27 protein-coding genes are annotated in these 24376 nt (G+C 61.0%); 8 read left to right on the top strand and 19 right to left on the bottom strand.

All coding sequences use genetic code 11. The features are described 5' to 3' along the window. Positions 1–85: 85 nt before the first annotated feature. The 4 genes from paaG to EDD52_RS11850 are packed head-to-tail and all read left to right on the top strand — an operon-like array spanning position 86 to position 3231. Positions 86–871, top strand: coding sequence for a 2-(1,2-epoxy-1,2-dihydrophenyl)acetyl-CoA isomerase PaaG (gene paaG / locus EDD52_RS11865; RefSeq protein WP_132245197.1), 786 nt, complete (start codon positions 86–88; stop codon positions 869–871). Then, positions 868–1299, top strand: a complete 432-nt coding sequence (gene paaI / locus EDD52_RS11860; protein WP_132245195.1) for a hydroxyphenylacetyl-CoA thioesterase PaaI — start codon at positions 868–870, stop codon at positions 1297–1299. Before paaG ends, paaI begins: the two co-directional genes overlap by 4 nt. Positions 1300–1321: 22 nt before the next feature. Continuing rightward, positions 1322–2632 (top strand): phenylacetate--CoA ligase PaaK, encoded by a 1311-nt coding sequence (paaK, locus tag EDD52_RS11855; protein ID WP_132245193.1) that lies wholly within the window; start codon positions 1322–1324, stop codon positions 2630–2632. A 2-nt stretch (positions 2633–2634) separates the two neighbouring features. Further along, on the top strand, positions 2635–3231 hold the full coding sequence (locus EDD52_RS11850) for a TetR/AcrR family transcriptional regulator (RefSeq protein WP_132245191.1): 597 nt from the start codon (positions 2635–2637) through the stop codon (positions 3229–3231). A 25-nt stretch (positions 3232–3256) separates the two neighbouring features. Here the strand turns inward: EDD52_RS11850 and EDD52_RS11845 are convergent, their stop codons facing one another. From EDD52_RS11845 to pcaF, 7 genes are all read right to left on the bottom strand, one after another. Further along, positions 3257–4027, bottom strand: a complete 771-nt coding sequence (locus tag EDD52_RS11845) for a Phenylacetic acid catabolic protein (protein ID WP_132245189.1) — start codon at positions 4025–4027, stop codon at positions 3257–3259. Positions 4028–4038: 11 nt separating this feature from the next. Then, positions 4039–5106 (bottom strand): 1,2-phenylacetyl-CoA epoxidase subunit PaaE, encoded by a 1068-nt coding sequence (gene paaE, locus EDD52_RS11840; protein ID WP_132245187.1) that lies wholly within the window; start codon positions 5104–5106, stop codon positions 4039–4041. Between the two features lie 10 nt (positions 5107–5116). Next, positions 5117–5575: a 1,2-phenylacetyl-CoA epoxidase subunit PaaD gene (gene paaD / locus EDD52_RS11835; protein ID WP_132245185.1), complete on the bottom strand. Its 459-nt coding sequence runs from the start codon at positions 5573–5575 to the stop codon at positions 5117–5119. 1 nt (position 5576) lies between these two features. Then, complete coding sequence (paaC, locus tag EDD52_RS11830) at positions 5577–6344, bottom strand: 1,2-phenylacetyl-CoA epoxidase subunit PaaC (RefSeq protein WP_132245183.1); 768 nt, start codon at positions 6342–6344, stop codon at positions 5577–5579. Next, positions 6344–6577, bottom strand: a complete 234-nt coding sequence (gene paaB, locus EDD52_RS11825) for a 1,2-phenylacetyl-CoA epoxidase subunit PaaB (protein ID WP_243651916.1) — start codon at positions 6575–6577, stop codon at positions 6344–6346. Before paaB ends, paaC begins: the two co-directional genes overlap by 1 nt. A 101-nt stretch (positions 6578–6678) precedes the next feature. After that, positions 6679–7656 (bottom strand): 1,2-phenylacetyl-CoA epoxidase subunit PaaA, encoded by a 978-nt coding sequence (paaA, locus tag EDD52_RS11820; protein WP_132245179.1) that lies wholly within the window; start codon positions 7654–7656, stop codon positions 6679–6681. 17 nt (positions 7657–7673) lie between these two features. Continuing rightward, the gene (pcaF, locus tag EDD52_RS11815; RefSeq protein WP_132245177.1) at positions 7674–8876 is read right to left on the bottom strand and encodes a 3-oxoadipyl-CoA thiolase; all 1203 of its coding nucleotides are present in this window, start codon (positions 8874–8876) and stop codon (positions 7674–7676) included. 346 nt (positions 8877–9222) lie between these two features. Here pcaF and uvrA point away from each other — a divergent pair, with 346 nt between their 5' ends. Further along, entirely contained in the window at positions 9223–12081 is a 2859-nt protein-coding gene (uvrA, locus tag EDD52_RS11810; RefSeq protein ID WP_132245175.1) for an excinuclease ABC subunit UvrA, read from the top strand. A 38-nt stretch (positions 12082–12119) separates the two neighbouring features. Here uvrA and EDD52_RS11805 read toward each other — a convergent pair whose 3' ends face one another. The 7 genes from EDD52_RS11805 to EDD52_RS11775 all read right to left on the bottom strand — a co-directional run bounded on the left by EDD52_RS11805 (position 12120) and on the right by EDD52_RS11775 (position 18922). After that, complete coding sequence (locus EDD52_RS11805) at positions 12120–12458, bottom strand: excinuclease ABC subunit A (RefSeq protein ID WP_243651912.1); 339 nt, start codon at positions 12456–12458, stop codon at positions 12120–12122. Positions 12459–12583: 125 nt separating this feature from the next. Then, entirely contained in the window at positions 12584–12784 is a 201-nt protein-coding gene (locus tag EDD52_RS11800) for a YgaP family membrane protein (RefSeq protein ID WP_132245173.1), read from the bottom strand. 72 nt (positions 12785–12856) lie between these two features. Then, positions 12857–13729, bottom strand: a complete 873-nt coding sequence (mmsB, locus tag EDD52_RS11795; RefSeq protein ID WP_132245171.1) for a 3-hydroxyisobutyrate dehydrogenase — start codon at positions 13727–13729, stop codon at positions 12857–12859. An 11-nt stretch (positions 13730–13740) separates the two neighbouring features. Then, positions 13741–14778 carry an enoyl-CoA hydratase/isomerase family protein gene (locus tag EDD52_RS11790; RefSeq protein WP_132245169.1) on the bottom strand — a complete coding sequence of 346 codons (1038 nt, stop codon included), beginning with the start codon at positions 14776–14778 and terminating at the stop codon, positions 13741–13743. 76 nt (positions 14779–14854) lie between these two features. Continuing rightward, positions 14855–16000, bottom strand: a complete 1146-nt coding sequence (locus EDD52_RS11785; protein ID WP_132245167.1) for an acyl-CoA dehydrogenase family protein — start codon at positions 15998–16000, stop codon at positions 14855–14857. A gap of 124 nt (positions 16001–16124) precedes the next feature. Beyond that, positions 16125–17252 (bottom strand): carboxylate-amine ligase, encoded by a 1128-nt coding sequence (locus EDD52_RS11780; protein WP_132245165.1) that lies wholly within the window; start codon positions 17250–17252, stop codon positions 16125–16127. A 170-nt stretch (positions 17253–17422) separates the two neighbouring features. Continuing rightward, positions 17423–18922, bottom strand: a complete 1500-nt coding sequence (locus EDD52_RS11775) for a CoA-acylating methylmalonate-semialdehyde dehydrogenase (RefSeq protein ID WP_132245163.1) — start codon at positions 18920–18922, stop codon at positions 17423–17425. Between the two features lie 108 nt (positions 18923–19030). Between EDD52_RS11775 and EDD52_RS11770 the strand changes: the two genes are divergently transcribed. From EDD52_RS11770 to coaD, 3 genes are all read left to right on the top strand, one after another. Then, positions 19031–19927, top strand: a complete 897-nt coding sequence (locus tag EDD52_RS11770) for a LysR family transcriptional regulator (protein ID WP_132245161.1) — start codon at positions 19031–19033, stop codon at positions 19925–19927. A gap of 59 nt (positions 19928–19986) precedes the next feature. Further along, complete coding sequence (locus EDD52_RS11765) at positions 19987–20421, top strand: CBS domain-containing protein (RefSeq protein WP_132245159.1); 435 nt, start codon at positions 19987–19989, stop codon at positions 20419–20421. Positions 20422–20492: 71 nt separating this feature from the next. After that, positions 20493–20990, top strand: coding sequence for a pantetheine-phosphate adenylyltransferase (gene coaD / locus EDD52_RS11760; RefSeq protein WP_132245157.1), 498 nt, complete (start codon positions 20493–20495; stop codon positions 20988–20990). 71 nt (positions 20991–21061) lie between these two features. Here coaD and EDD52_RS23690 read toward each other — a convergent pair whose 3' ends face one another. The 5 genes from EDD52_RS23690 to gap (EDD52_RS11740) all read right to left on the bottom strand — a co-directional run bounded on the left by EDD52_RS23690 (position 21062) and on the right by gap (EDD52_RS11740) (position 24185). After that, a complete protein-coding gene (locus tag EDD52_RS23690) occupies positions 21062–21223 on the bottom strand; it encodes a hypothetical protein (RefSeq protein ID WP_165907524.1) in 162 nt (53 codons plus the stop codon). 42 nt (positions 21224–21265) lie between these two features. Then, entirely contained in the window at positions 21266–21430 is a 165-nt protein-coding gene (locus EDD52_RS11755) for a DUF1127 domain-containing protein (RefSeq protein WP_243651911.1), read from the bottom strand. Positions 21431–21769: 339 nt separating this feature from the next. Further along, positions 21770–22774 (bottom strand): type I glyceraldehyde-3-phosphate dehydrogenase, encoded by a 1005-nt coding sequence (gene gap, locus EDD52_RS11750; RefSeq protein ID WP_132245155.1) that lies wholly within the window; start codon positions 22772–22774, stop codon positions 21770–21772. Between the two features lie 95 nt (positions 22775–22869). Continuing rightward, on the bottom strand, positions 22870–23013 hold the full coding sequence (locus EDD52_RS11745; protein ID WP_132245153.1) for a glyceraldehyde-3-phosphate dehydrogenase: 144 nt from the start codon (positions 23011–23013) through the stop codon (positions 22870–22872). Between the two features lie 167 nt (positions 23014–23180). Further along, positions 23181–24185, bottom strand: a complete 1005-nt coding sequence (gene gap / locus EDD52_RS11740) for a type I glyceraldehyde-3-phosphate dehydrogenase (protein ID WP_132245151.1) — start codon at positions 24183–24185, stop codon at positions 23181–23183. Positions 24186–24376: the final 191 nt, after the last annotated feature.

The following is a 24376-nucleotide window of genomic DNA, read 5'->3' as shown; positions in this document are numbered from 1 at the left end:
CCCAGAATCGTTGATGCATGATTAATTGACCAACCGGTCGGTTTATGCAAGGATGAATTTGTGAAGGCCATAAGGTGACTGCCGAATGACGACCCCGATTCTTGTCCAAGCCCACGAAAACTGGGCGGAAATTACACTTAACCGACCGGACCGACTCAACAGTTTCAACGACAAGATGCACCTCGCTTTGCGCAAGGCGCTTGAAAGCGCGCGCGACAACGGCATGCGCGCGGTGCTTTTGACGGGGGCGGGACGGGGCTTTTGCGCGGGGCAGGATCTTGGCGACCGCGATCCTTCGAAACTGACATCACCGCCCGATCTGGGCGCGACGGTTCGCAAATTCTACGCGCCTTTGGTTCGGTTGATCCGGTCGCTTGAATTTCCGGTTGTCTGCGCCGTGAACGGTGTGGCCGCCGGGGCGGGGGCCAATCTTGCGCTCGCATGTGATGTCGTCCTTGCTGCACAGAGCGCAAAGTTCATTCAATCCTTTTCCAAAGTCGGGCTGATCCCTGACACCGGGGGCAGCTGGCACCTGCCGCGCCTTCTGGGGGAAGCGCGCGCCAAGGGTCTGGCCTTCACCGCGCAGCCCTTGCCCGCGCAGCAGGCCGAAGACTGGGGCCTGATCTGGAAGGCGCTGCCGGACGAGGATCTGATGCCTGCGGCGCGCGACATGGCCGCCGGTTTTGCCAATGGTCCGACGCTGGGTCTGGGCCTCAGCAAATTGGCCATTCAGGCAGCCGCAGTCGATACGCTTGAGGACCACCTCGACCTTGAAGCGCAATACATGAAGACCTGTGGCGAAAGCGCTGATTATGCCGAAGGTGTGTCTGCCTTTCTTGAAAAGCGCGCAGCGAATTTCAAAGGAAAATGACGATGACACCAAAAGAACGGGCAGAGCGTTCTGCCGACGCGATGTGGTCGGGTGACGGGGCATCGCAATGGCTGGGTATGACGTTGGTCTCGGTCGATGAAGGCGCGGCCGTCATGAGCTTGACCGTGGAAAAGCATCACTGCAACGGCCATGGCATGTGCCACGGCGGCATCACCTTCTCGCTTGCAGACAGCGCCTTTGCCTTTGCCTGCAACAGCCGCAACCAGGCGACCGTGGCGCAAAACAACATGATCACATACGTCGCGCCCGCCCGGATCGGGGACACCCTGACCGCGGACGCGCGCGAGGTGTCGTTAACCGGGCGCAGCGGTATCTATGACGTGCGCGTCAGCAACCAACATGGCCAGACGATTGCGGAGATGCGTGGATTGTCACGGGCGATCAAAGGCCAATTATTCGAGGAGTGACCCGAGGGATGGAGGAGATGAAATGAAAGACCTGAGCCCGGCAAAGGCCGATCTGGACCCGATCGAGATTGCCAGCCGCGACGAAATTGCCGCCCTTCAGCTGGAGCGCATGAAATGGTCGCTGCGGCACGCCTATGACAACGTGCCGATGTATCGCAAACGCTTTGACGCGGCGGGGGTGCATCCAGACGACCTGAAGGATCTGAAGGATCTGGCCAGATTCCCTTTCACCTATAAGGACGACCTGCGCGACAATTATCCCTTCGGCCTTTCCGCGGTCCCGAAGGAAAAGCTGGTACGCATCCATGCGTCTTCGGGCACCACGGGCAAACCGACGGTTGTGGTCTACACCAAGAACGATATCGACGTCTGGGCCGACACGCTGGCGCGCAGTTTACGGGCGTCCGGGCTGCGGGCCGGGGATATTATCCACAACGCCTATGGCTACGGCCTGTTCACCGGCGGGCTTGGCGCGCATTACGGCATCGAAAAGCTGGGTGCCACGGTTGTGCCGATGGGCGGCGGGCAGACCGAAAAGCAGGTGGGGCTTATCACCGATTTTCAACCCACGGGCATCATGGTCACGCCGTCCTACATGCTCAATATCCTCGAAGGGTTTCACAAGGCCGGGCTGGACCCGCGCCAATCCTCGCTTCAGGTGGGTGTCTTTGGCGCCGAACCCTGGACCAACGCGATGCGCAAGGAGGTCGAGGAGGCCTTCGACATGCACGCCGTCGACATCTATGGGCTGAGCGAAATCATGGGCCCCGGCGTGGCCAATGAATGCGTCGAGACCAAGGACGGGCTGCATGTCTGGGAAGATCATTTCTATCCCGAAATCATCAACCCGACCACCGGCGAAGTGGTCGAAGACGGTGAAGAGGGCGAGCTGGTCTTCACCACGCTGACCAAGGAAGGCATGCCGATGATCCGATACCGCACGCGCGACCTGACCCGGCTCTTGCCCGGCTCGGCGCGCAGCATGCGGCGGATGGAAAAGATCACCGGGCGTTCGGATGACATGATCATCCTGCGGGGTGTCAACGTCTTCCCGACCCAGGTCGAGGAACAGGTCTGTGCAACCGGCGGTCTGGCGCCCTATTTCCAGATAGAGCTTTACACGTCGGGTCGCATGGATGCGATGCGGGTCCTTGTCGAGGCCAGCCCGGATGCGGCAGATGAGTTGTCCAGAACCGCAGCTGCCCGTATGTTGACCAAGCACATCAAAGATATGGTCGGGGTTTCCACCGAAGTTGTGGTCGGCGATCCAGGGTCCGTTGCGCGCAGTCAGGGCAAGGCTGTCCGCGTCGTGGACAATCGTAACAAGGAATAAACGTGTCGCGTCCCATTGCAAAAGACCACGACGAAAAACGTGCCCATATCCTGAAAATCGCCGCTCGCGTGTTTGCCGATCAAGGCTTTGCGCGGGCGTCGATGTCTCAGGTGGCGAAGGACTGTGGTATCTCCAAGGCCAATATCTATCACTATTACAGCAGCAAGGATGCGCTGCTGTTTGATATCCTTGATACCTATCTGTCCGCGCTTCGGGACCGGATCATCGGGCTGGATCTGGCCGGTCTGCCCCCGTCCGAACAGCTGGGGCGCATCGTGATCGAAACGCTGCGCGCCTATGAGGGCATGGACCACGAACACAAGATCCAGACCGAAGGCATCCCGCTGCTGCCCGAAGATCAGCAGAAGATCCTCAAGGCCTACCAGCGCGATCTGGTCAAGCAGATGAGCGATGTCGTGGCCGCAATTGCGCCCGAGGTGTTTGAAGACGATCCGCGAAAGCTGCGCGCCACGTCCATGTCGATATTCGGGATGCTGAACTGGTTCTACATGTGGAACAGTCCCGCCGACCAGAAGGCGCGGGACGAATATGCCAAGCTGGTGACGCGGCTGACATTGACGGGCGTGCGCGGCCTCTGAGGGCCGCGTCACGATCTCCGCCTGCTCAGGCCAGCGTTGCGGGCCGCTCCAGCCCCAGTTTTTCCAACGCGGCAGATGCCAGCCCTGTCCAGGCGTCGTGCAGTTCTGCGTTGCTCTTGCTGCGCAGGCCCATCGCTTTCAACGCATCGCTGCGCGGCGATACACCGGTGCCGAAGCTCTCGCTGACACGCGGCCACCAATAGGCGACGCTTTGTTTCACCGCGTTGGTCTTGCCCTGCCGGATCAGCCTCTCCACACCTTCGGCGGCCAATTCGGTATGGCGCTTTTCGCGGGGTGCAGCCTCCCGGATGGCTTCGGCAAAAGGTTGGTAGGACGAGGACAGAAATTCCGAAAGCTGCACGCCCACGGCCAGACCCATCAGCAGGTTCATCACCACTGCATCGGTCCAGCCTGCCAGCGGGTAATTCAAAACCGACAGCCGCATGTCATGCGCATTGCGCGACGCGCCAGGTGCCGTGTCGCGGGGCAGGCGGTCTGTCCAGGGATGATGATCGACGTAGCGATCGGTATTCGCGCCGAACTCTCCCATGATTTTCAGCACCTTGTCGGCATTGTCGGTCTTTTCCAGCACGATGCGGGCGGCGGCGATGCGTTCCTTGATGCCGGGGCCTGCATTGATCACGTCGGCAAACCCGGCGGCCCCGGCCAGTTCGCTGTCCACAAAGGTCGCCATGATCTTCATCAGTTCCGCGCGGTAGCGGGACGGCACATTCGCGGGGTTGGTCAGACGGCCGCCCTGGGCAAGGTAGTCGGAAATATCCATCGTTTCGGTCATGGCTCTGGCTCCTATTGATCGAAATCCACGACCACACGGTCGGTGAGCGGGTAGGACTGGCAGGACAGCACATAGCCTTGCGCCACTTCGTAATCCTCAAGCGCGTGGTTCGCGAGCATCTCGACCTCGCCCTCCAGCAGCTTGCATTTGCAAGTCGAACAGACCCCGGCCTTGCAGGCATAGGGCGCGTCCAGCGCGTTTTCCAGCGCCGCATCAAGCACCGACTGATCCTTGTTCATGGTAAAGCTGCGCGCTGATCCGTCCATGGTGATGGTGGCCTCGGTGGACTTGGCCGCGACACCATTGGCGGCACTGCTGGCCTTGCGCTTCAGGCGCCCGGGCTGGGCGCTTGCAAACAGCTCGAACTTGATCTGATCGTCGGTCAACCCGTGCTCGCGCAGTGCCGCGGCAATGCCCAGCATCATCGGTTCCGGGCCGCAGATGAAAGAGGTGTCCACGCTGTCGATATCGATCCAGTGTTCGAACAGCGCCTTGCACTTCCCGGCATCTACCCGGCCGGTGAAAAGGTCGATATCCTGCGCGTCGCTTTCCAGCACATGGACCACGGTCAGCCGCCCCATATGCAAATTCTTGAGGTCCTCCAGCTCTTCGCGGAACATGATCGTGTTCACGCCGCGATTGGCGTAGACCAGCGTGAAGGTGCTGCGGGGTTCCCGCGCCAGAACGGTTTTCATGATGGACAGCACCGGCGTGATGCCTGATCCGCCAGCAAAGCCAAGGTAGTTCTTCGCCTGTTGCGGGTCGATCGGCGTGTGGAAACTGCCCATCGGCTCCATCGCCTCGATCGTCATGCCGGGGGCAAGGGCCTCATTGGCCCAGGTCGAAAACGCGCCGCCCTCGACCTTCTTGATGCCCACCTGCAGGACGCCATCGTCCTTGCCTGCGCAGATGGAATAAGAGCGGCGCACCTCGGTCCCGTCGAAATTCTGGCGGAAGGTCAGGTATTGGCCCTGGATGAAGTCGAAATCGCCGCCGTTGACCGGCTTCAGTGTCACGACAACCGCGTCGCGGATGGTCTTGGTGACGTCAGTGACGGACAATGGATGAAAGCGCGCCATCACATGCTCCTCAGATACATTTGAAATAGTCGAAGGGTTCGAGGCAATCCGTGCACCGCCACTGCGCCTTGCAGGGGGTCGATCCGAACTGGCTGATCCGCGTGACATTGGTCGATTTGCAGCGGGGGCAGCATTCTGGGCCCCCGGCTGCGCGGGGCGGCGCGATGCCGTAATCCATCAGCTTGGCACGGCCCGTGTCAGACAGCCAATCCGTGGTCCAAGGCGGGCTGATCCGGGTCTTGATGCGGACGTTTTCGATACCCCGGTCGTGCAGCGCCGTTTCGATATCCATCGAGATGACGCCGGTGGCAGGGCAGCCCGAATAGGTCGGCGTGACCGCCACTTCCAGCGTGTCCCCATCCCAGGCCACATCCCGCACGATGCCCAGATCAACGACCGAGATCACCGGGATCTCGGGGTCGGGCACTTCGTCAAGCCAGCTCCAGATTTCCTCTGTCGCGGGTTTCATCCTACCACGATGCTCCGGGATAGGCGCGCTGCAGCCATTGCATTTGCGTTAGCAGATGGCCCAGATGTTCGGAATGCTGGAAGCCGGATTTGCCGCCCTTATGGGCAAAGCCATCCTCGGGAACGCTCAGTGTCGCCTCCGCCAGAACCGCGCCGACCCGCGCGTCATAGGTCTCGCGCAGCGCCGCTGGATCCGGCGCAATACCTGCCGCTGCCACCGCGTTGTCCACCGCGTCGGCGGCAAACATCTCGCCCACATAAGGCCATAGCAGGTTCAGCGCCTTCTGCATCCGCGAATGGCTTTCGGATGTGCCGTCGCCCAGCCCGACCACCGTGTCACCGGAGCGTTCGACGTGGTACTGCACTTCCTTGACCGACTTGGCCGCAATCGCCGCGATCTGGTCATGCGACGATCCGGCCAGCGCCCCCAGCATCTCCAGATGCCAGGCATCGAAAAGGAACTGGCGCATCATGGTCTGACCGAAATCGCCGTTGGGCTGTTCGACCAGCAGCACGTTGCGGAAATCCCAGACGTCGCGCAGCATCGCCAGATCATCGGCGGAACGGCCCTTGCCCTCGACCTCTGCCGCAAGGCCCAGCCACATCTGCGTCTGGCCGATCAGGTCAAGCGCGGTATTGGCCAGCGCGATGTCCTCTTCCAGAACGGGCGCGTGCCCGCACCATTCGCTGACCCAGTGGCCCAGAACGAGGGTATTGTCGCCCATCCGGCACAGGAATTCGAACAGCTGGGCTTGATCAACCTCTGCCATCACATCGCTCCAACTTCGTCGGGAATGTCGAAAAATGTCGGGTGGCGGTACACCTTGCTTTCGGAGGGCTCGTAGAGCGGGCCTTTTTCCGATGGGCTGGACGCGGCGATATGGCGTGCCTCGACCACCCAGATGCTGACGCCCTCGTTGCGGCGGGTGTAGACATCGCGCGCGTTCTTGATCGCCATCTCTTCATCGGCCGCGTGCAGCGAACCCACATGCCGGTGGCTCATGCCGTGCTGGCCGCGGATGAACACCTCCCATAGCGGCCATTCATGGCGCTTGGGTTTGGTCTGCGTCTCGGGCGTGTCGGGATATGCGGAATTGGGAGAGCTCATTCTGCGGCCACCTTTCTGAGTTTGCGTTTCTCGGCATGGGCCAGAAGCCCCTCGCGCACCCATTTGCCATCGTCCCAGGCCTTGTTGCGTGCGGCGAGACGTTCGGCATTGCAGGGGCCATTGCCCTTGATCACTTCGAAGAATTCGTCCCAGTCGGGCTCCGCGAAATCGTAGCCGCCTTTCTCCTCGTTCCATTTCAGCGTCTCGTCGGGCACGGTCAGCCCGAGGTATTCCGCCTGCGGAACGGTCTGATCGACGAATTTCTGACGCAGCTCGTCATTGGTGTTCATCTTGATCTTCCAGGCCATGGACTGGGCCGAATGCACAGAGTCCTTGTCGGAGGGCCCGAACATCATCAGCGACGGATACCAGAAACGGTTCAGCGCATTCTGCGCCATCGCCTTTTGGGCGGGCGTGCCCTGCGCCATCTTCATCATGACGGCATAGCCCTGCCGCTGATGAAAGCTCTCTTCCTTGCAGACCCGGATCATAGCGCGCGAATAGGGGCCATAAGAGGTTCGCTGCAGCGGCACCTGATTCATGATCGCCGCCCCGTCAACCAGCCAGCCGACCGCGCCCATATCGGCCCATGTCAGCGTCGGATAGTTGAAGATGGAGCTGTATTTCATGCGCCCATCCAGCAGCATCTCTGTCATCTCGTCGCGCGACACGCCCAGCGTTTCCGCTGCGCAATACAGGTACAGACCATGGCCCGCCTCGTCCTGCACCTTGGCCAGCAGGATCGCCTTGCGCTCCAGCGTCGGTGCACGCGTAATCCAGTTGCCCTCGGGCAGTTGGCCGACAATCTCGGAATGGGCGTGCTGGCCGATCTGGCGGATGAGCGTCTTGCGATAGCCCGCGGGCATCCAGTCCTTGGGCTCGATCTTCTCGCCCGCATCGATACGCGCCTGAAAGGCCGCGAGCTTTTCGGGGTCTTCCTGCGTCGCTTCGGATTTCACCATCTGTGCATACATGTCGTTCTCCTCCCGGTTCAGACGCGTTCGATAATAATGGCCGTGCCCTGACCCACGCCCACACACATCGTGCACAGCGCATAGCGCCCGCCGGTGCGTTTAAGGTGATGCGCCGCCGTCAGGACAAGCCGCGCGCCGGACATGCCCAGCGGGTGGCCCATGGCGATAGCCCCGCCATGCGGGTTCACCCTTGGGTCGTCATCGGCCACGCCAAGCCTGCGCAATGTCGCGAGGCCTTGCGAAGCAAAGGCTTCGTTCAATTCTATCACATCCATCTGGTCGATGGTGAGCCCTGCGCGCTTCAGGACCTTCTCGCTCGCAGGGGCGGGGCCGATGCCCATGATGCGCGGCGCAACACCGGCCGAGGACATGGCGACCACGCGTGCCATCGGGGTCAGGCCGTGTTGCGTGGCAGCGGCCTTGGACGCAATCAAAAGAGCGGCCGCACCATCATTGACGCCGCTGGCATTGCCTGCCGTCACAGACAGGTCAGGCCCGTTCACGCCTTTGAGTTTCGCAAGCTTTTCCGCAGCGGTGCCGGGGCGCGGGTGTTCGTCCGTGTCCACAACGACCGGCTCCCCCTTGCGCTGCGGGACAGAGACGGGGATGATCTCGTCCGTGAAGATACCGGCCGCATGTGCCGCGGCCCAACGCGCTTGCGAGCGTGCCGCAAAGGCATCCTGATCTTCACGGCTGATGTTGAACTCGGCAGCGACGTTATCTGCGGTCTGCGGCATGGATTCGACGCCGTACCGCTCTTTCATCTTCGGATTGATGAAACGCCAGCCAATCGTCGTGTCATACACGGCGTTGGACCGGGTGAAGGCACTTGTCGCTTTTGGCATGACAAAGGGGGCTCTGCTCATGCTTTCAACGCCGCCTGCAATCGTCAGGTCGTAGTCCCCGGCCTTGATGCCGCGCGCGGCAAAGCCAACCGCATCCATTCCGCTTGCACACAGCCGGTTGATCGTGGTGCCGGGAACATCTGCGGGCAGGCCTGCCAGCAAGGCCGCCATGCGCGCGACGTTCCGGTTATCCTCACCCGCCTGATTGGCAGAGCCGTAGATCACTTCGTCAACTGTTGTCCAATCGACTTTGGGATGGCGTTCCATCAAGGCAGATATGGGCAGGGCCGCCAGATCATCGGTCCGGATGGACGACAGCGCACCGCCATACCGCCCAATCGGAGTGCGAACCCCGTCGCAAATCAAAGCGTCCATTGCGAATCCTCCCAGATATTAATCGACCGCACGGTCGGTGTATTGCGGAAAGCCGATCCGATCAAGTTAAAAGTTACCAAAAATTACAGAGTATGAAAATATGGTAACATTATGAAGGTATCATTCTGCGCGACATGGATGACACGACCTGCTCGTCCCAACGCGCGAGCGATCGCGAACCGAAACCCGTCTCTCTTGTCAGGGGCGGGGCACGCCCCCACGTATCGCGGCAAGATGGCGGGCGACGTGGCGGCGTGAATTGGCGCGTTCTTCTTATGTTCTTCGTTTTGTGTTGGCGAAACGCAGACGGTCCACTATGTGTTAACCATCAATCGCAGGGGCAGTCATGGCTGAGCTGAAGCATATCGAGGTGCGCGGGGCGCGCGAGCATAACCTCAAGAATATCGACGTGGACATTCCGCGCGACCAGTTGGTGGTGATCACCGGGCTTTCGGGCTCTGGCAAGTCTTCGCTCGCTTTCGACACGATCTATGCCGAGGGGCAGCGCCGCTACGTGGAATCGCTCTCGGCCTATGCGCGCCAATTCCTTGATATGATGCAGAAACCAGACGTTGATCACATCAGCGGCCTGTCGCCTGCAATCTCGATCGAACAGAAGACGACGTCGAAAAATCCGCGTTCGACCGTTGGCACGGTGACAGAGATCTACGACTACATGCGCCTTCTGTTCGCGCGCGCAGGCACGCCCTACAGCCCCGCCACAGGCCTGCCCATCGAGGCGCAGCAGGTGCAGGACATGGTCGACCGCGTGATGGCGATGGAGGAGGGGACGCGTGCCTATCTTCTGGCCCCCATCGTGCGCGACCGCAAAGGCGAATACCGCAAGGAATTCATCGAGCTGCGCAAACAGGGCTTTCAACGCGTCAAGGTTGACGGCACATTCTACGAGCTGGACGAGCCCCCCACGCTGGACAAGAAATTCCGCCACGATATCGACGTCGTCGTTGACCGTCTGGTTGTGAAGGAAGGGCTGGAGGTGCGTCTGGCCGACAGCTTCCGAACAGCGCTTGATCTGGCCGATGGCATCGCGGTTCTGGAAACCGCGGTCAGTGAGGGCGAGCCGGAGCGCATCACCTTTTCAGAGAAATTTGCCTGCCCCGTCAGTGGCTTCACGATCCCCGAGATTGAGCCGCGCCTGTTTTCCTTCAACGCGCCCTTCGGTGCCTGCCCGGAATGCGACGGGCTGGGGGTTGAACTGTTCTTCGACCCCAATCTCGTTGTGCCGGACACCACGCTGAAAATCGGCGACGGGGCGCTGGCTCCCTGGCGCAAAGGCAAATCGCCCTATTTCACCCAGACCATCGAAGCCATTGCGAAACATTACGAATTCAACAAATCCGCCAAGTGGAAGGACCTGCCAGCCCATGTGCAGCAGGTCTTCCTCTACGGTTCCGGCGATGACGAGATCCCGTTCCGTTACGACGAAGGCGGACGCGTCTACCAGGTGACCCGCAGCTTCGAAGGCGTCATCCCGAACATGGAGCGGCGGTACCGCGAGACGGATTCCAACTGGATCCGCGAAGAATTCGAGCGCTACCAGAACAACCGCCCCTGCGGCACCTGCGACGGCTACCGTCTGCGGCAAGAGGCTTTGGCGGTGAAGATCGCGGGGCTGCATGTCGGTCAGGTCGTGCAGATGTCAATCAAGGAAGCGTTCGAATGGTGCGAAACCGTGCCCGAACATCTGACCGTCCAGAAGAACGAAATCGCCCGTGCTATTCTGAAGGAAATCCGCGAACGGCTGGGCTTTCTGAACAATGTGGGCCTCGAATATCTGACGCTGTCGCGCAACGCGGGCACGCTGTCGGGGGGGGAATCGCAACGGATCCGTCTGGCCAGCCAGATCGGCTCTGGCCTGACCGGGGTGCTTTACGTGCTGGACGAGCCGTCGATTGGCCTGCACCAGCGTGACAATGACCGGCTGCTTGGCACGCTGAAAAATCTGCGGGATCAGGGCAATACGGTGATCGTCGTCGAACATGACGAAGAGGCGATCCGCGAGGCGGATTATGTCTTTGACATCGGTCCGGGGGCAGGGGTGCATGGCGGGCAGGTTGTCAGCCGCGGAACACCGGCAGAGATTGTCGCCGATCCGGCCAGCATGACCGGGCAATACCTCTCGGGTGCGCGCGAAATCTCGGTGCCGGCAGAACGGCGCAAAGGCAACAAGAAGAAGCTGAAGGTCGTCAAGGCAACGGGCAACAACCTCAAGAACGTGACGGCGGAATTCCCGCTGGGCAAGTTCGTCTGCGTGACGGGCGTGTCGGGCGGCGGCAAGTCGACTCTGACGATCGAGACGCTGTTCAAGACCGCGTCGATGCGGCTGAACGGCGCGCGCCAGACGCCTGCGCCTTGTGAAACGATCAAGGGGCTCGAACATCTTGATAAGGTCATCGACATTGACCAACGCCCCATCGGGCGCACCCCGCGGTCCAACCCTGCAACCTATACCGGTGCCTTCACCCCGATCCGCGACTGGTTCGCCGGTCTGCCAGAGGCCAAGGCGCGTGGCTACAAGCCGGGTCGGTTCAGTTTCAACGTCAAGGGCGGGCGCTGCGAGGCGTGCCAGGGGGACGGTGTCATCAAGATCGAGATGCATTTCCTGCCGGATGTCTATGTCGAATGCGAGACCTGCAAAGGTGCCCGCTACAACCGCGAGACCTTGGAAATAAAGTTCAAAGGCAAGAGCATAGCCGACGTTCTTGATATGACGGTCGAAGACGCGCAAGAGTTCTTCAAGGCGGTGCCGTCCATCCGTGACAAGATGGATGCGCTGGCGCGGGTCGGGCTTGGCTACATCAAGGTTGGCCAGCAGGCGACGACCCTGTCTGGGGGCGAGGCGCAGCGGGTGAAGCTGTCGAAAGAGCTGTCAAAACGCTCCACCGGGCGGACGCTCTATATCCTCGACGAGCCAACGACTGGCCTGCATTTCGAAGATGTGCGCAAGCTGCTGGAGGTGCTGCACGAGCTGGTCGATCAGGGCAACTCCGTGATCGTGATCGAACACAATCTCGACGTCATCAAGACCGCCGACTGGCTGATCGACATTGGCCCAGAAGGCGGCGATGGCGGAGGTGAGATCGTGGCCACGGGCACGCCGGAACAGGTGGCCGAAGAACCGCGCAGCCATACCGGGCATTACCTCAAGGGCATGTTGGGGCAGCGCACCGTCGCGGCCGAATAGGGCGCGGCGGCGAGGCTGCTTGCACGCGCTGTTGCGCGTCAGTCGAGCACGGCCGCCACCGCGCCGATCATGTCAAGAATCTCCCGTGTCTCGCGGTCGACCCGAAAGGCCTGATCACCCACCCGGTAATAGCTGTGCCGTGGGTTCAGCCCGTACCTGTCGGGATTGCGGATGATGGTGTAGTCGCCCCGCGAAATCACATCGCCCACATGGTAACGATGCTGACGGTCGGACTTGGCATGACCGGGCGGCACACAGGCCGGGCTTTTCTTGGCAAGTCCGGGCGGGCATCCTTTGGGCGCGGCCATGGCCACCGACCCGGAGCCAAGCACCATAAGGATAGCCACGGCCGGGGCCATCAAAGAATTTACACGCATGTCTCGTCTCCTTCGCGTTCAGAAGGGACAATCTACCCAAGGCCTGTCCGGTTCCAGCGGTATCTTACGCGCGTGCGGATCTTCGCCAGCCAAGATGATGGGCGCGCGGAAGTCCGCGCGCGCCGTCACTCTTTTTTCGTGCTGATACCCAGCAACGAATAGGGCGGGCAGGTGCCCAACGCGGCCGTGGCCAAGAGCACCACTGCCACGATGCCAACGATCCACGCCCAGACACCGGCAAACGTCGTCAGGGCAAGCAGCAGAAGTACAACGCCAGCGACGGCGCGAATTTTGCGGTCGGTTTGACCCATGTTCTTTTCAAGCATTGGTTTCCTCGCGGGAATATTTGTCCTCATCAGACCCTAGCGTGAAAACACAAATCTTGAATATGACATGGATCAATCGTGGCCGCGTTTCTCGAACCGGGGCAGCATCGCTGAAAAATCCTTGCCCCTGCCGTCCTCATCCTCGACGAAGCGCTTGTAAAGCGCCAGCGCCCTGGCGCCCATAGGCGTGTCTGCGTCAGCCGCTTCGGCCGCTTGTTGCGCGAGGCCCAGATCCTTCAGCATCAGTTCTGCCGCGAATCCCGGTTGATAGCCATTGTCTGCGGGCGATTTGGGGCCGACACCGGGGGCCGGGCAATAGGCGTTCATCGACCAGCTATAGCCCGAGGAGGTGGAGACGACATCGAACATCGCCTGCCTGTCGAGCCCGAGCTTGTCGGCCAGGGCAAAGGCCTCGCAGGTCGCGATCATGGTCACGCCAAGGATCATGTTGTTGCAGATCTTGGCGGCTTGCCCGTTGCCTGACGGGCCGCAATGCACGGCTTTCTGTCCCATCACCTCGAAAAGCGGGGCGGCCTTGGCAAAGCCCGCCTCGTCGCCGCCAACCATGAAGGTGAGCGTGCCGCCTGCCGCGCCCCCGACGCCGCCAGAAACAGGCGCGTCCAAGGCAGAAAGCCCCGCTGCCTGTGCCTGCTCTGCGACGGCGCGGGCGCTGTCCACATCGACGGTCGAACAGTCAAGAAAGACGGCGCCGGGTGACATGGCGGGGATGATCTGATCCGCGACATCGCGCAGGATCGCACCATTTGGCAGCATGGTGATCACGATATCTGCGCCGGTTGCCGCTGCGGCGGCGCTGTCGGCGATCTGCACGCCCTCGGCCGTGGCACCGGCAACGTCAAAGCCGGTGACCGTGTGGCCTGCCTTCGCAAGATTGGCGGCCATGGGCGCGCCCATATTGCCCAGCCCGATAAATCCGACTTTCATGGTTGGTCCTTTCACTCAAAGTTCAGCGTATGTTGTCCGAGCGGCGCCAGCATCTGCGTCACTGCGTCGGCAGGCACATCCGACAGCCCGTAACGCCAGCGCGGGTTTCGGTCTTTATCGATGATTGCGGCGCGGATGCCCTCCAGGAAATCCCCGTGTTCCATGATGCGCCAGGATACGCGGAATTCCAGCTCCAGCGCGGTGCGGATCCTCAATGCTCCGGCACGCAGCCTGCGAAGCATTTCCAGCGTCACGGCGAGCGACAGAGGCGCATTGCGCGACAGCGACTTCAGCGTATCGGCGGCAAAATCGCTGTCATCCTTCTGCAGGGCATGCACCAGACCGGCGAGGTCGCCGTGGTCGAAAAGCCGGTCAATCCGGGCCTGCTGCGCCGCAAGCGGGCCTGAGGGGGCGGGGCTGGCGGCGGTCGCTGAAATGGAGGCATTGCCGGTGCGGGTAAGCTCTGCAATCAGGTCCGGCCAGTCTGCTTCGGGCAGGAAACTATCGGCAAAGCCCGCATGGATCGCGTCCCCCGGGCCCATGCGGGCGGCAGTCATTCCAAGATACTCCCCCAGCCGTCCCGGCGCGCGCGCAAGCAGGTAAGATCCCCCCACATCGGGTACGAAGCCGATGCCGCATTCGGGCATGGAGATGCGGCTGCTTTCGCCGACGACACGGTGCGAGGCATGGCCGCCCAAGCCAACGCCGCCGCCCATGGTGAAGCCCTGCATCAGGCTGACCACCGGTTTGGGGTATTCGGCAAGGGCTGCGTTCATCCGGTATTCGTCTCGCCAGAACCGCCGACCGAAATCGTAATCGCCATCCAGGCCGCTGCGATGCATCTCTGCAATGTCGCCCCCGGCGCAGAACGCCTTGTCCCCGGTCGCGTCAAGGATCAGCAGGTCGATCCCGTCATCTCTCCGCCAATTCTCAAGCACGGCTGCGACGGCAAGACACATCTCGTAGGTCAGCGCATTCAGTGCCTTGGGGCGGTTGAGGGTGATGCGCCCCGCACGGCCATCGCGGCGGATCAGGATGTCGTCACTCATCGCGCGGGCCTCCGGCAGTCATGTGGCTGCGTCGGTTCGTGAACCCATGCTGCGCGGTGCTTTGCCGATCGCCATGTCATGCGCGTTCCGCCAGCAACTGGCGCGAGATGATCAGGCGCATGATCTCGTTGGTGCCTTCCAGGATCTGATGCACACGCAGATCGCGGACAATCTTTTCCACCCCGTAATCGGCAAGGTAGCCGTAGCCGCCGTGAAGCTGCAGGCAGCCATTGGCGACCTCGAAAGCGGCGTCGGTGACATAGAGCTTGGCCATGGCGCAGAACTTGGTGGCATCCGGTATCCCGTTATCGAGCTTCCACGCGGCCTGACGCAGGAACGTCCGCGCCGATTGCAGCGCAACCTCCATTTCGGCCAGGCGGAATTGCAGCGCCTGAAACTGATCGATGGTCTGGCCGAAGGCCTTGCGCTCGCCCATATAGGCCAGCGTCAGATCAAATGCGTTCTGAGCACCGCCAAGAGCAGAGGCCGCGATGTTGAGGCGGCCGCCGTCGAGGCCCGCCATGGCATAGGAAAAACCACGTCCTTCCTCGCCGATCAGGTTGTCATGCGGCACATTGCAATCGTCGAACTGCACCTGCGCGGTGGGTTGGGCGCGCCAGCCCATCTTGTCTTCCAGCCCACCAAAGCTGAGGCCGGGGGTGCCATCCTCGACCACAAGTGTGGAGATACCCTTTGGTCCATCCTCGCCAGTGCGCACCATCGTGACATAGGCATCGGAATAGCCGCCGCCCGAGATAAAGGCTTTGGTCCCGTTGAGCACATAGCCTTCATTGGTCTTGTCCGCGCGGGTGCGCAGGGCTGCAGCGTCAGAGCCGGAACCAGGCTCGGTCAGGCAATAGCTGAAAACCTTGGACATGGAGCAGATATCGGGCAGCCACTTTGCCTTCGTCTCCTCGCTGCCGAACTTGTCGATCATGCCGCCGCACATGTTGTGGATGGACAGGAAGGATCCGACAGCGGGGCAGGCCATGGCGAGCGCCTCGAACACCAGCGTGGCATCAAGCCGCGACAGCCCCGAACCGCCGTATTCCTCGGATACGTAGATCCCGCCAAGGCCAAGCTCTGCCACGCGCGGCCACAGCTCCCTTGGGATGGTGCCCTCATTCTCCCACTCGCGGGCATGGGGTGCGATATGGTCCTGCCCAAAGCCATGGGCCATGTCGAATATGGCGGTTTGTTCCTCGCTCAGTGCGAAATCCATGATACCCTCCCAGGCGAATTCGAATTGAACAGCTGTTTAATTCCCGTTTGTTGCAGGAGTGTTTCGCGGGATCAAGGGTGTGACGCGGGTCTGCGGCAATTTCACAAAGCATCAGGCCGCGCTGTCAAAGGTCGGCGTGAAACTCCTCGACCAGATGGGCCACGACTGCGCGCATCTGATCCTCGTGGCTTTGCCCTTCGGCCTTCGCGGCAGCGAGAACCTTGCGCTGTCGGGTCGCAGAAGTGCCATTGGCAACGATGCGGCGCAGGTGGTCAACTTCCTGCTGACATTTCAGCGTTCCGGCGTCCTCCTCTACCAGCACAAGCAATTCGTCGATCAGTTCCTTGAAGGGAACGATCTCTCCCCGCCCGAAATCGATCAGCCCTTCGGTTACGCCGTAACGCTGTGCCCGCCAGCGGTTCTCGGCAATCAGGAAGCCTTCGTAGATACGCCAGCGCTGGTTTTTTACCCTCAGCCGCCACAGCATGCGCAACAGGCTCTGGTTCAGCGCGGCCAGCGCGAGCGTGTCCTCCATCCGCGGCGACACGTCCATGATGCGGGTTTCCAGCGTGGGGAACCGTGCGGAAGGGCGCAGATCCCACCAGATCTTGCTGCTGTCCTCGATCACGCCCAGCCTGACCAGCACGTCGACGGACCTCTGGAAATCCTGCCAATTGTGGAATTGCGGCGGCAGGCCGGTGCGGGGCAGGTTGTCGAAGACCGAAATCCGGTACGAGGCCATCTGTGTATCCTGGCCTTGCCAGAAGGGCGAAGAAGTCGACAGCGCAAGTAGGTGGGGCAGAAAATATGCCATCTGCCGCATCAGGTCTGCGCGCAGGGAATCGTCGTCCAGCCCGACATGGACGTGGCACCCGCAGATCAACATGCGCCGCGCCACACCGCCCAGATCACGTTGCAGGCTGTTGTAACGATCCTTGTCTGTGTGGTGCTGGTTCTTCCAATCGGCAAGCGGATGGCACGAGGCCGCAATAGGGGCAAGGTTGAACCTGGCGGCCTCCTCGGCGACCGTGTTGCGCAGGCGTTTCAGGTCTTCCCGTGCGGCGCCTATGTCGGCACAGACCTTGGTGCCGATTTCGATCTGGCATTGCAGGAATTCCGGGCTGACCTGATCTTCCAGCTTTGCCACACAGGCTTTCATTAGCCCGTCGGGGGCCTCTGCCAGCGCGTAGCTTTCCAGATCGACAAGGAGATACTCCTCTTCGATGCCCATGCTGAAAGCGGGTTCGGTCATGCGGTCCTTCTCCCGTCGACTGAACTTAGTTGAGCAGAGCAAGAACGCCACGGCAAGCACGATGCGGTGTTTTGGCCCCATGTGGCACAGGCAAATTTCATGCACACCGGGGAGAAATGGAAAGGGCGGCCATAAGAGCCGCCCTTTTTCGTCAGTCTGATTGGTAGGGTTCAGTCCATCGCTTTGAAGTTGAACTCGCCGCCATCTTTGATGCCCGAGAACCAGCGCGCCGTGACGGTTTTGGTCTTGGTATAGAAGCGGAACGCGTCGGGCCCGTATTGGTTAAGGTCGCCGAAGGCCGATTTCTTCCAGCCGCCGAACGTGTGGTAGCTGAGCGGCACCGGGATCGGGAAGTTGATGCCGACCATGCCAACATTGACCCGGTGGGCAAAGTCACGCGCGGTGTCGCCATCAGCGGTGTAGATCGCCGTGCCGTTACCGTAAGGGTTGTCGATCACAAGGTTCAGCGCATCCTCGTAGGTTTCGGCGCGCACGGTGCTGAGGACGGGGCCAAAGATCTCTTCCTTGTAGATATCCATGTCCGGGGTCACGTCGTCAAACAGCGATGGGCCCACGAAAAAGCCATCCTCATAGCCCTGCATCTTGAAGCCGCGGCCGTCGACGACCAGCTTGGCGCCCTGATCGACGCCGGAATTGACCAGACCTTCAATCCGCGCCTTGGAGGCCGCGGTGATGACAGGGCCGAAATCAACGTCATCGCCTGCCGTGTAGGGGCCGACTTTCAGCTTTTCGACGCGGGGTGTCAGGCTCTTGATCAGCCGGTCCGCGGTTTCCTTGCCAACTGGGACCGCGACAGAGATTGCCATGCAGCGCTCGCCAGCCGCGCCGTAACCTGCACCCACAAGCGCATCGGCCGCCTTTTCGACATCGGCATCGGGCATGATGATCATGTGGTTCTTGGCGCCGCCGAAACACTGCGCCCGCTTGCCATTGGTCGCGGCACGGCCATAGATATACTGCGCAATCGGGGTGGAGCCGACAAAGCCCACGGCCTGCACGGTTTCATTGTCGAGGATCGCGTCCACGACCTCTTTGTCGCCATTGATGATCTGAAGCACGCCATCGGGCAGGCCCGCCTCTGTCAGCAGCTCCGCCAGCCGCAACGAGGTGGAGGGGCAGCGCTCGGACGGTTTGAGGATCATCGCGTTGCCGCAGGTCAGGGCAGGGGCCATTTTCCACAGCGGGATCATCGCGGGGAAGTTGAAGGGCGTAATGCCCGCAACAACACCCAGCGGCTGGCGCATGGAATACAGGTCGATGCCGGGACCACCATCATCGGTGAACTCGCCCTTCAGCAGCGAAGGCCCGCCCATGCAGACCTCGACCACTTCCAGCCCGCGCTGCACATCGCCGCGCCCGTCTGGCAGGGTCTTGCCATGTTCGCAGCTGACCAGCTCTGCCAGCTCGTCCATATGTTCGTTGATAAGCTGTCCGAATTTCATCATCACGCGGGCGCGGCGCTGCGGGTTGGTGGCCCCCCAGGCCTTCTGCGCCTCTTCGGCCTTGGCGACGGCGTCGTTCAGCTCTGCCACCGTGGCCAGCGGCACCTTGGCCTGCACCTCGCCGGTGGCGGGGTTCATGACATCGGCAAACCGGCCCGACGTGCCCTTGACGTGCTGACCGTTGATATAGTGGCTGAGTTCCTGCATCCGACGTTCCTCCTTGGATCCGAGATTGGCGCCACAATAGTCTTGCAAAAATGCGCAAAGAAGGCCCAATTTACCAAAAAGGTATTGCAAAAATGCAAAGGAAGCCAGATGGCGCAAAGCTGGGACGATATGCGGATTTTTCTGGGCGTCGCGCGTGGCGAAAGCCTGTCAGCGGCCGGCCGGGCGCTGCGGATGGATCCGGCCACGGTGGGGCGGCGGATTTCGCGGCTGGAGCAGGGGTTGGGCACGCCGCTGTTTGCCAAATCGCCGCTGGGTTACGCGCTGACAGAGGCGGGGCAGCGGCTGATTGCCCATGCTGAACGCGCCGAGCAGGCGATGCAGGCGGCGCAGGACGCGGTGACCGAGGGTGCCGGTGCTCTGTCAGGTCAGATCCGCATCGGGGCGCCGGATGGCTGCGCGAATTTTCTGCTGCCGCAGGTCTGTGCCGAAATCTCTGACGCCAACCCCGATCTTGAGATCCAGATTGTCGCCTTGCCCCGCGTGGTAAACCTGTCGAAGCGAGAGGCCGACATGGCCATCGCCGTCAGCCCGCCACAGACCGGGCGTCTGAGCGTTCAGAAGATCACCGACTACCACCTGCATCTGGCCGCCGCGCAAAGCTATCTTGACCGAACCGGTCCGATTGACAGCACGCAGGCGCTGCGCGGGCGGCGGCTGATCGGCTATATCCCCGAGATGATTTTTGACAAGGAACTGGACTACCTTGACGATTTTGGCCTGACGCGGGTGGCCCTGGCCTCCAATTCCGTGTCCGTTCAGTTTCACTGGGTGCGACAGGGGGCCGGTCTGGGCGTGGTGCATGATTTCGCGATCCCGTCGACCACAGGTGTGCGCCGCGTTCTGACCGATGAAATCTCGCTGACCCGCAGCTTTTATCTGATCCGTCACGCCGATGATCGCAGGCTGGAGCGGATGAACCGGCTGGCCATCGCCCTTGCGGACGGATTGCGCCGGGAAGTGGCGCGGCTCGAAGCACTGACTTGACAGCTACGCCTGTTCCGTAGACGCTGAAACCATTGCAATTTTGTGCGGAGGCTCGCCACATGCTCGTCCACCAGATCCTCAATTCCAAAGGTGATTCCGGCGTCATTACAGTCAAGCCGGATGCCAAGGTCTCGGAGGTCACACACCTGCTTGCAGAGCGTCGGATCGGGGGCGTGGTCGTGTCCTCGGATGGCAAGGCCGTCGAGGGCATCCTGTCGGAACGCGACATCGTGCGCTCTTTGGCACTGAAAGGCCCCTCTTGCCTTGACGAGGAAGCCCGCGAAATGATGACGCGCAACCCGTCGTGCTGCGCACCGGGGGATCAGGCTGACAACATCCTGCAACGCATGACCGATGGCCGGTTCCGCCACATGCCGGTGACACAGGACAAGGAGCTTATCGGCATCGTCACCATCGGTGACGTCGTCAAGGCGCGCCTGCAGGAACTGGCAATGGAGAAGGATGCGCTTGAAGGGATGATCATGGGGCATTGAGCCCCGGTTTCCGCTTGCATTCCCGCGCGCAATAATATTGCGTGCCTCGCAGTAAAAACGAGGGACGCCCTATGCGCATCGGCCTATATCCTGGCACTTTCGACCCTATCACCATGGGGCATATCGACATTATCCGCCGCGCGGCCGTGCTGGTTGACAGGCTGGTGATCGGGGTGGCGATCAACCGCGACAAGGGGCCGCTGTTTTCTTTGGAAGAGCGTGTCGCGATGATCGAGGCGGAATGCGCCTCGCTATCCGAACAGACCGGGACAGAGATCATCGCCCATCCGTTCGAAAACCTGCTGATTGACTGTGCCAGCGATGTCGGCGCGCAAGTGATCGTTCGCGGCCTGCGGGCTGTCGCGGATTTCGAGTATGAATTCCAGATGGTCGGGATGAACCGTGCGCTGAACGCCTCGATCGAGACGGTGTTCCTGATGGCCGACGCGCGGCATCAGGCGATTGCCTCGAAGCTGGTGAAAGAGATTGCGCGTTTGGGCGGGGATGTGCGCAAGTTCGTCACACCACCGGTGCGCGACGCGCTTGTCGAACGGTTCGGAACCGGCTGACCCGTTCGCAATGCGAAAAAAAGGCGCCGCCCCGAGAAAGAGCAGTGCCTGATTTTCGCGATATTGTCAGCTTACTTGCCGTAGACCGCGCGATGCGCGATTTTCCGGATGTCACCTTCGTAGATGTTGAGGTCCAGCCTGCTGTTAAGCGGCAGCGCTGACAGTTCGTTCAAGGTGCGGTTGTAGGCGATGCGACGGTTCATGTGCTCGCGTACGGAAGAAATCATGGTCATGTCTGTCCCTTTCCTGAGACGGGTGCCAAAGGCAATCTCGGCTTAGTTGCCGTAGATCGCTCGGTGGACGAATTTGCGGACATCGCCTTCTGCGATGCCGAGGTCACGTTGACTGGCGGGCGGAAGCGCCGACAGTTCGGATACGGTGCGGTTATAGGCGATGCGGCGGTTAAGGCGCTCGCGAACCGAATTGATCATATTGGGCATCTCTTGTTCCTTTCCTGAAGGAGTTGCCGATGACCCAAAGATAGGAATGCTGCGGCGCAGCACAATCGGTCGAAGTGGATTGCCGCCATGCACGTTTTGCATGGCAAGAGTTTTACGCCCGCCTGCGCGAAGAATTTGAGGTAAGTGACTATCATAAATAAGATTTGTGGGATGAGGGGGAGCTGGAAGGCACAATTCCCATAGATGCACGTTCGCAACGGTTCCCTACGGAAATGCCCTGAATTTTCCGAATTCGGGCTGCATCACAGGATTTCTCGCAAAGAAAAACGCCCCGGATTTCGGTCCGGGGCGTTCAGCAGATCAGATATCTAACGAGGTTTAGAGGAACTTGCCCATCGCAACGGCCGTGTCGGACATGCGGTTGGAGAAGCCCCACTCGTTGTCATACCAAGTCAGGATGCGGCACATATTGCCGTCCATCACCTTCGTCTGGTCATAGGCGAAGGTCGAGGAATGCGGGTCGTGGTTGAAGTCAGAGCTGACCAGCGGCTCATCCGTCGCGCCAAGGATGCCCTTCAGCGGGCCAGACGCGGCAGCAGCGCGGATCGCCTCGTTGATCTCTTCGACCGAGGTGTTGCGGTCCGCCTCGAAAGTCAGGTCGACGACCGACACATTCGGGGTGGGGACGCGGATGGCGACGCCGTCCAGCTTGCCGTTCAGCTCGGGCAGCACCAGACCCACGGCCTTGGCAGCCCCGGTGGAGGTGGGGATCATCGACATGGCTGCGGCACGCGCGCGGTAAAGATCCTTGTGCATTGTGTCCAGCGTCGGCTGGTCGCCCGTGTAGCTGTGCACCGTGGTCATGAACCCGCGCTTGATGCCGATGGCGTCATTTAACACCTTGGCGACGGGCGCCAGGCAGTTGGTGGTGCAGGAGGCGTTCGACACGATCACGTCGTCAGCCGTCAGCGCGCCGTCGTTCACGCCGAACACGATGGTTTTGTCGGCATCCTTGCCGGGTGCGGAGATCAGAACGCGGCCGGAGCCGTTTTCCAGATGCGCTTGGCAGGCCTCTTTCGAGGTGAAGATGCCGGTACATTCCATCACGATGTCGACATCGCCCCAGGGCAGATCGGCAGGGTTGCGCATCGCCGTGACCTTGATCGGGCCGCGGCCTACGTCAATCGTGTCACCGTTGACCGTCACGGTGCCGGGAAAGCGGCCATGCACGCTGTCATAGCGCACCAGATGGGCGTTGGTTTCGACGGGGCCGAGATCGTTGATTGCGATAACCTCGATATCGGTCCTGCCGGATTCGATGATCGCCCGCAGAACATTTCGTCCGATGCGTCCGAACCCGTTGATGGCAACCTTGACTGTCATATCTGCGCTCCTTGAATTGGCGTAAGATCTGTTAGCGGTAACAAACTGAACTGGCCGCAAAAGTCAACCGGCCACTGGTCACAGGTTCGCTCACCTCAACGCCAGAAGGCAACCCAGTCAATGAGGTCTACGAATTTTCTTGCAAGGAACAAGAGGCTGTCGCCGTTGGTCAGAAACATATCAAGGGCAATGCCTCCCACCAGCAGCAGGCCCAGAACGATGGAGAGGGAATTGGTCATGCCGGTCTTGTCGTCAATCTGAGGCTTCAGTCATGGGCGCTGTGCCCTTGCACCGGGATGGCAGATGGGCGCGCGCCTGTCACGTTTTAATTGCAGGTCGGGGGCACGTGAAAACGCCCGGCGGGCGTATGCCAACCGGGCGTAGGTCTTGCAGATCGGTGGGTAGATCAGTGCAGAAGGCGGCCCATGCAGGCGGCCACGTCTGCCATTCGCGCCGAAAAGCCCCATTCATTGTCGTACCAGGCCAGCACACGCACGGTGCGCCCGCCGACGACTTTGGTCTGGTCTGGCGCAAAGATCGACGAATGCGTGGTGTGGTTGAAATCGATGGAAACTTTGGGTTCGGGATCGTAGGAGAGGACAGAGCCCATGCGGCCCGAAGCGGCCTCGCGCACGACCTCGTTCACATCTTCCACGGTCACGTCCTTGCCTGCCTCAAAGGTCAGGTCCACGGCCGAGACGTTCGGGGTAGGGACGCGCAGGGCGGTGCCATCCAGACGACCTTCGAGTTCCGGCAGAACTTCTTTCAGCGCTTTCGCGGCCCCGGTGGATGTCGGGATCATCGCCATTGCGGCGGCCCGGGCGCGGTACAGATCCTTGTGGCGACGGTCCAGCGTGGGCTGGTCGCCCGTGTAGCTGTGGATCGTGGTCATGATGCCGCGCTCAATGCCGATGGCCTCGTGCAGCACCTTGGCCAGCGGCGCAAGGCAGTTGGTAGTGCAGGAACCATTGGAGATCATCCGCTCATCGGCCAGCAGATCGCGATGATTCACGCCGTAGACCACGGTGCGGTCGACATTCTTGGCAGGTGCCGAGATCAGAACTTTCTTCGCACCCCGGTCGAGATGGACCGAGGATTGCTGCCCGTCATTGAACTTGCCGGTGCATTCCAGCACGACATCGCAGCCGGACCAATCCAGTTCAGCCGGGTCATAGGTGGAGAACACCTTCATCGGGCCACGGCCCAGATCCATAGTGTTGCCCGAGACGCGAACCTCGCCGCCAAAGCGGCCATGCACGCTGTCATAGCGCAGCAGGTGGGCGTTTGTTTCGATCGGGCCGGTGGCGTTGATCTTGACCACTTGCACATCATTGCGGGCGGCTTCGGTGATATGGGCGAGGGTGCTGCGGCCAATGCGGCCAAATCCGTTAATTCCAAGTGTCACGGTCATTGGGCGGGGCTCCTGTCCGGCGTCTGGGTTGCACCGCCTATAGCCGTCAATGCCGCAAGCGCAAAGGGTGAAAATCCATATCTGGCAAGGTGTTAGCGTTAAACGTGACAGACTTGCCCATGGTGGCGCTAACCGTTTCCGCAAACAGTTTCCGCCTCACCCTAGGGAAGGTTCTTATTGGCCCGGAAGGC

Source organism: Primorskyibacter sedentarius, assembly GCF_004342065.1.
GTDB lineage: Bacteria > Pseudomonadota > Alphaproteobacteria > Rhodobacterales > Rhodobacteraceae > Primorskyibacter > Primorskyibacter sedentarius.
This window is presented reverse-complemented; position numbering and strand designations above follow the sequence as displayed.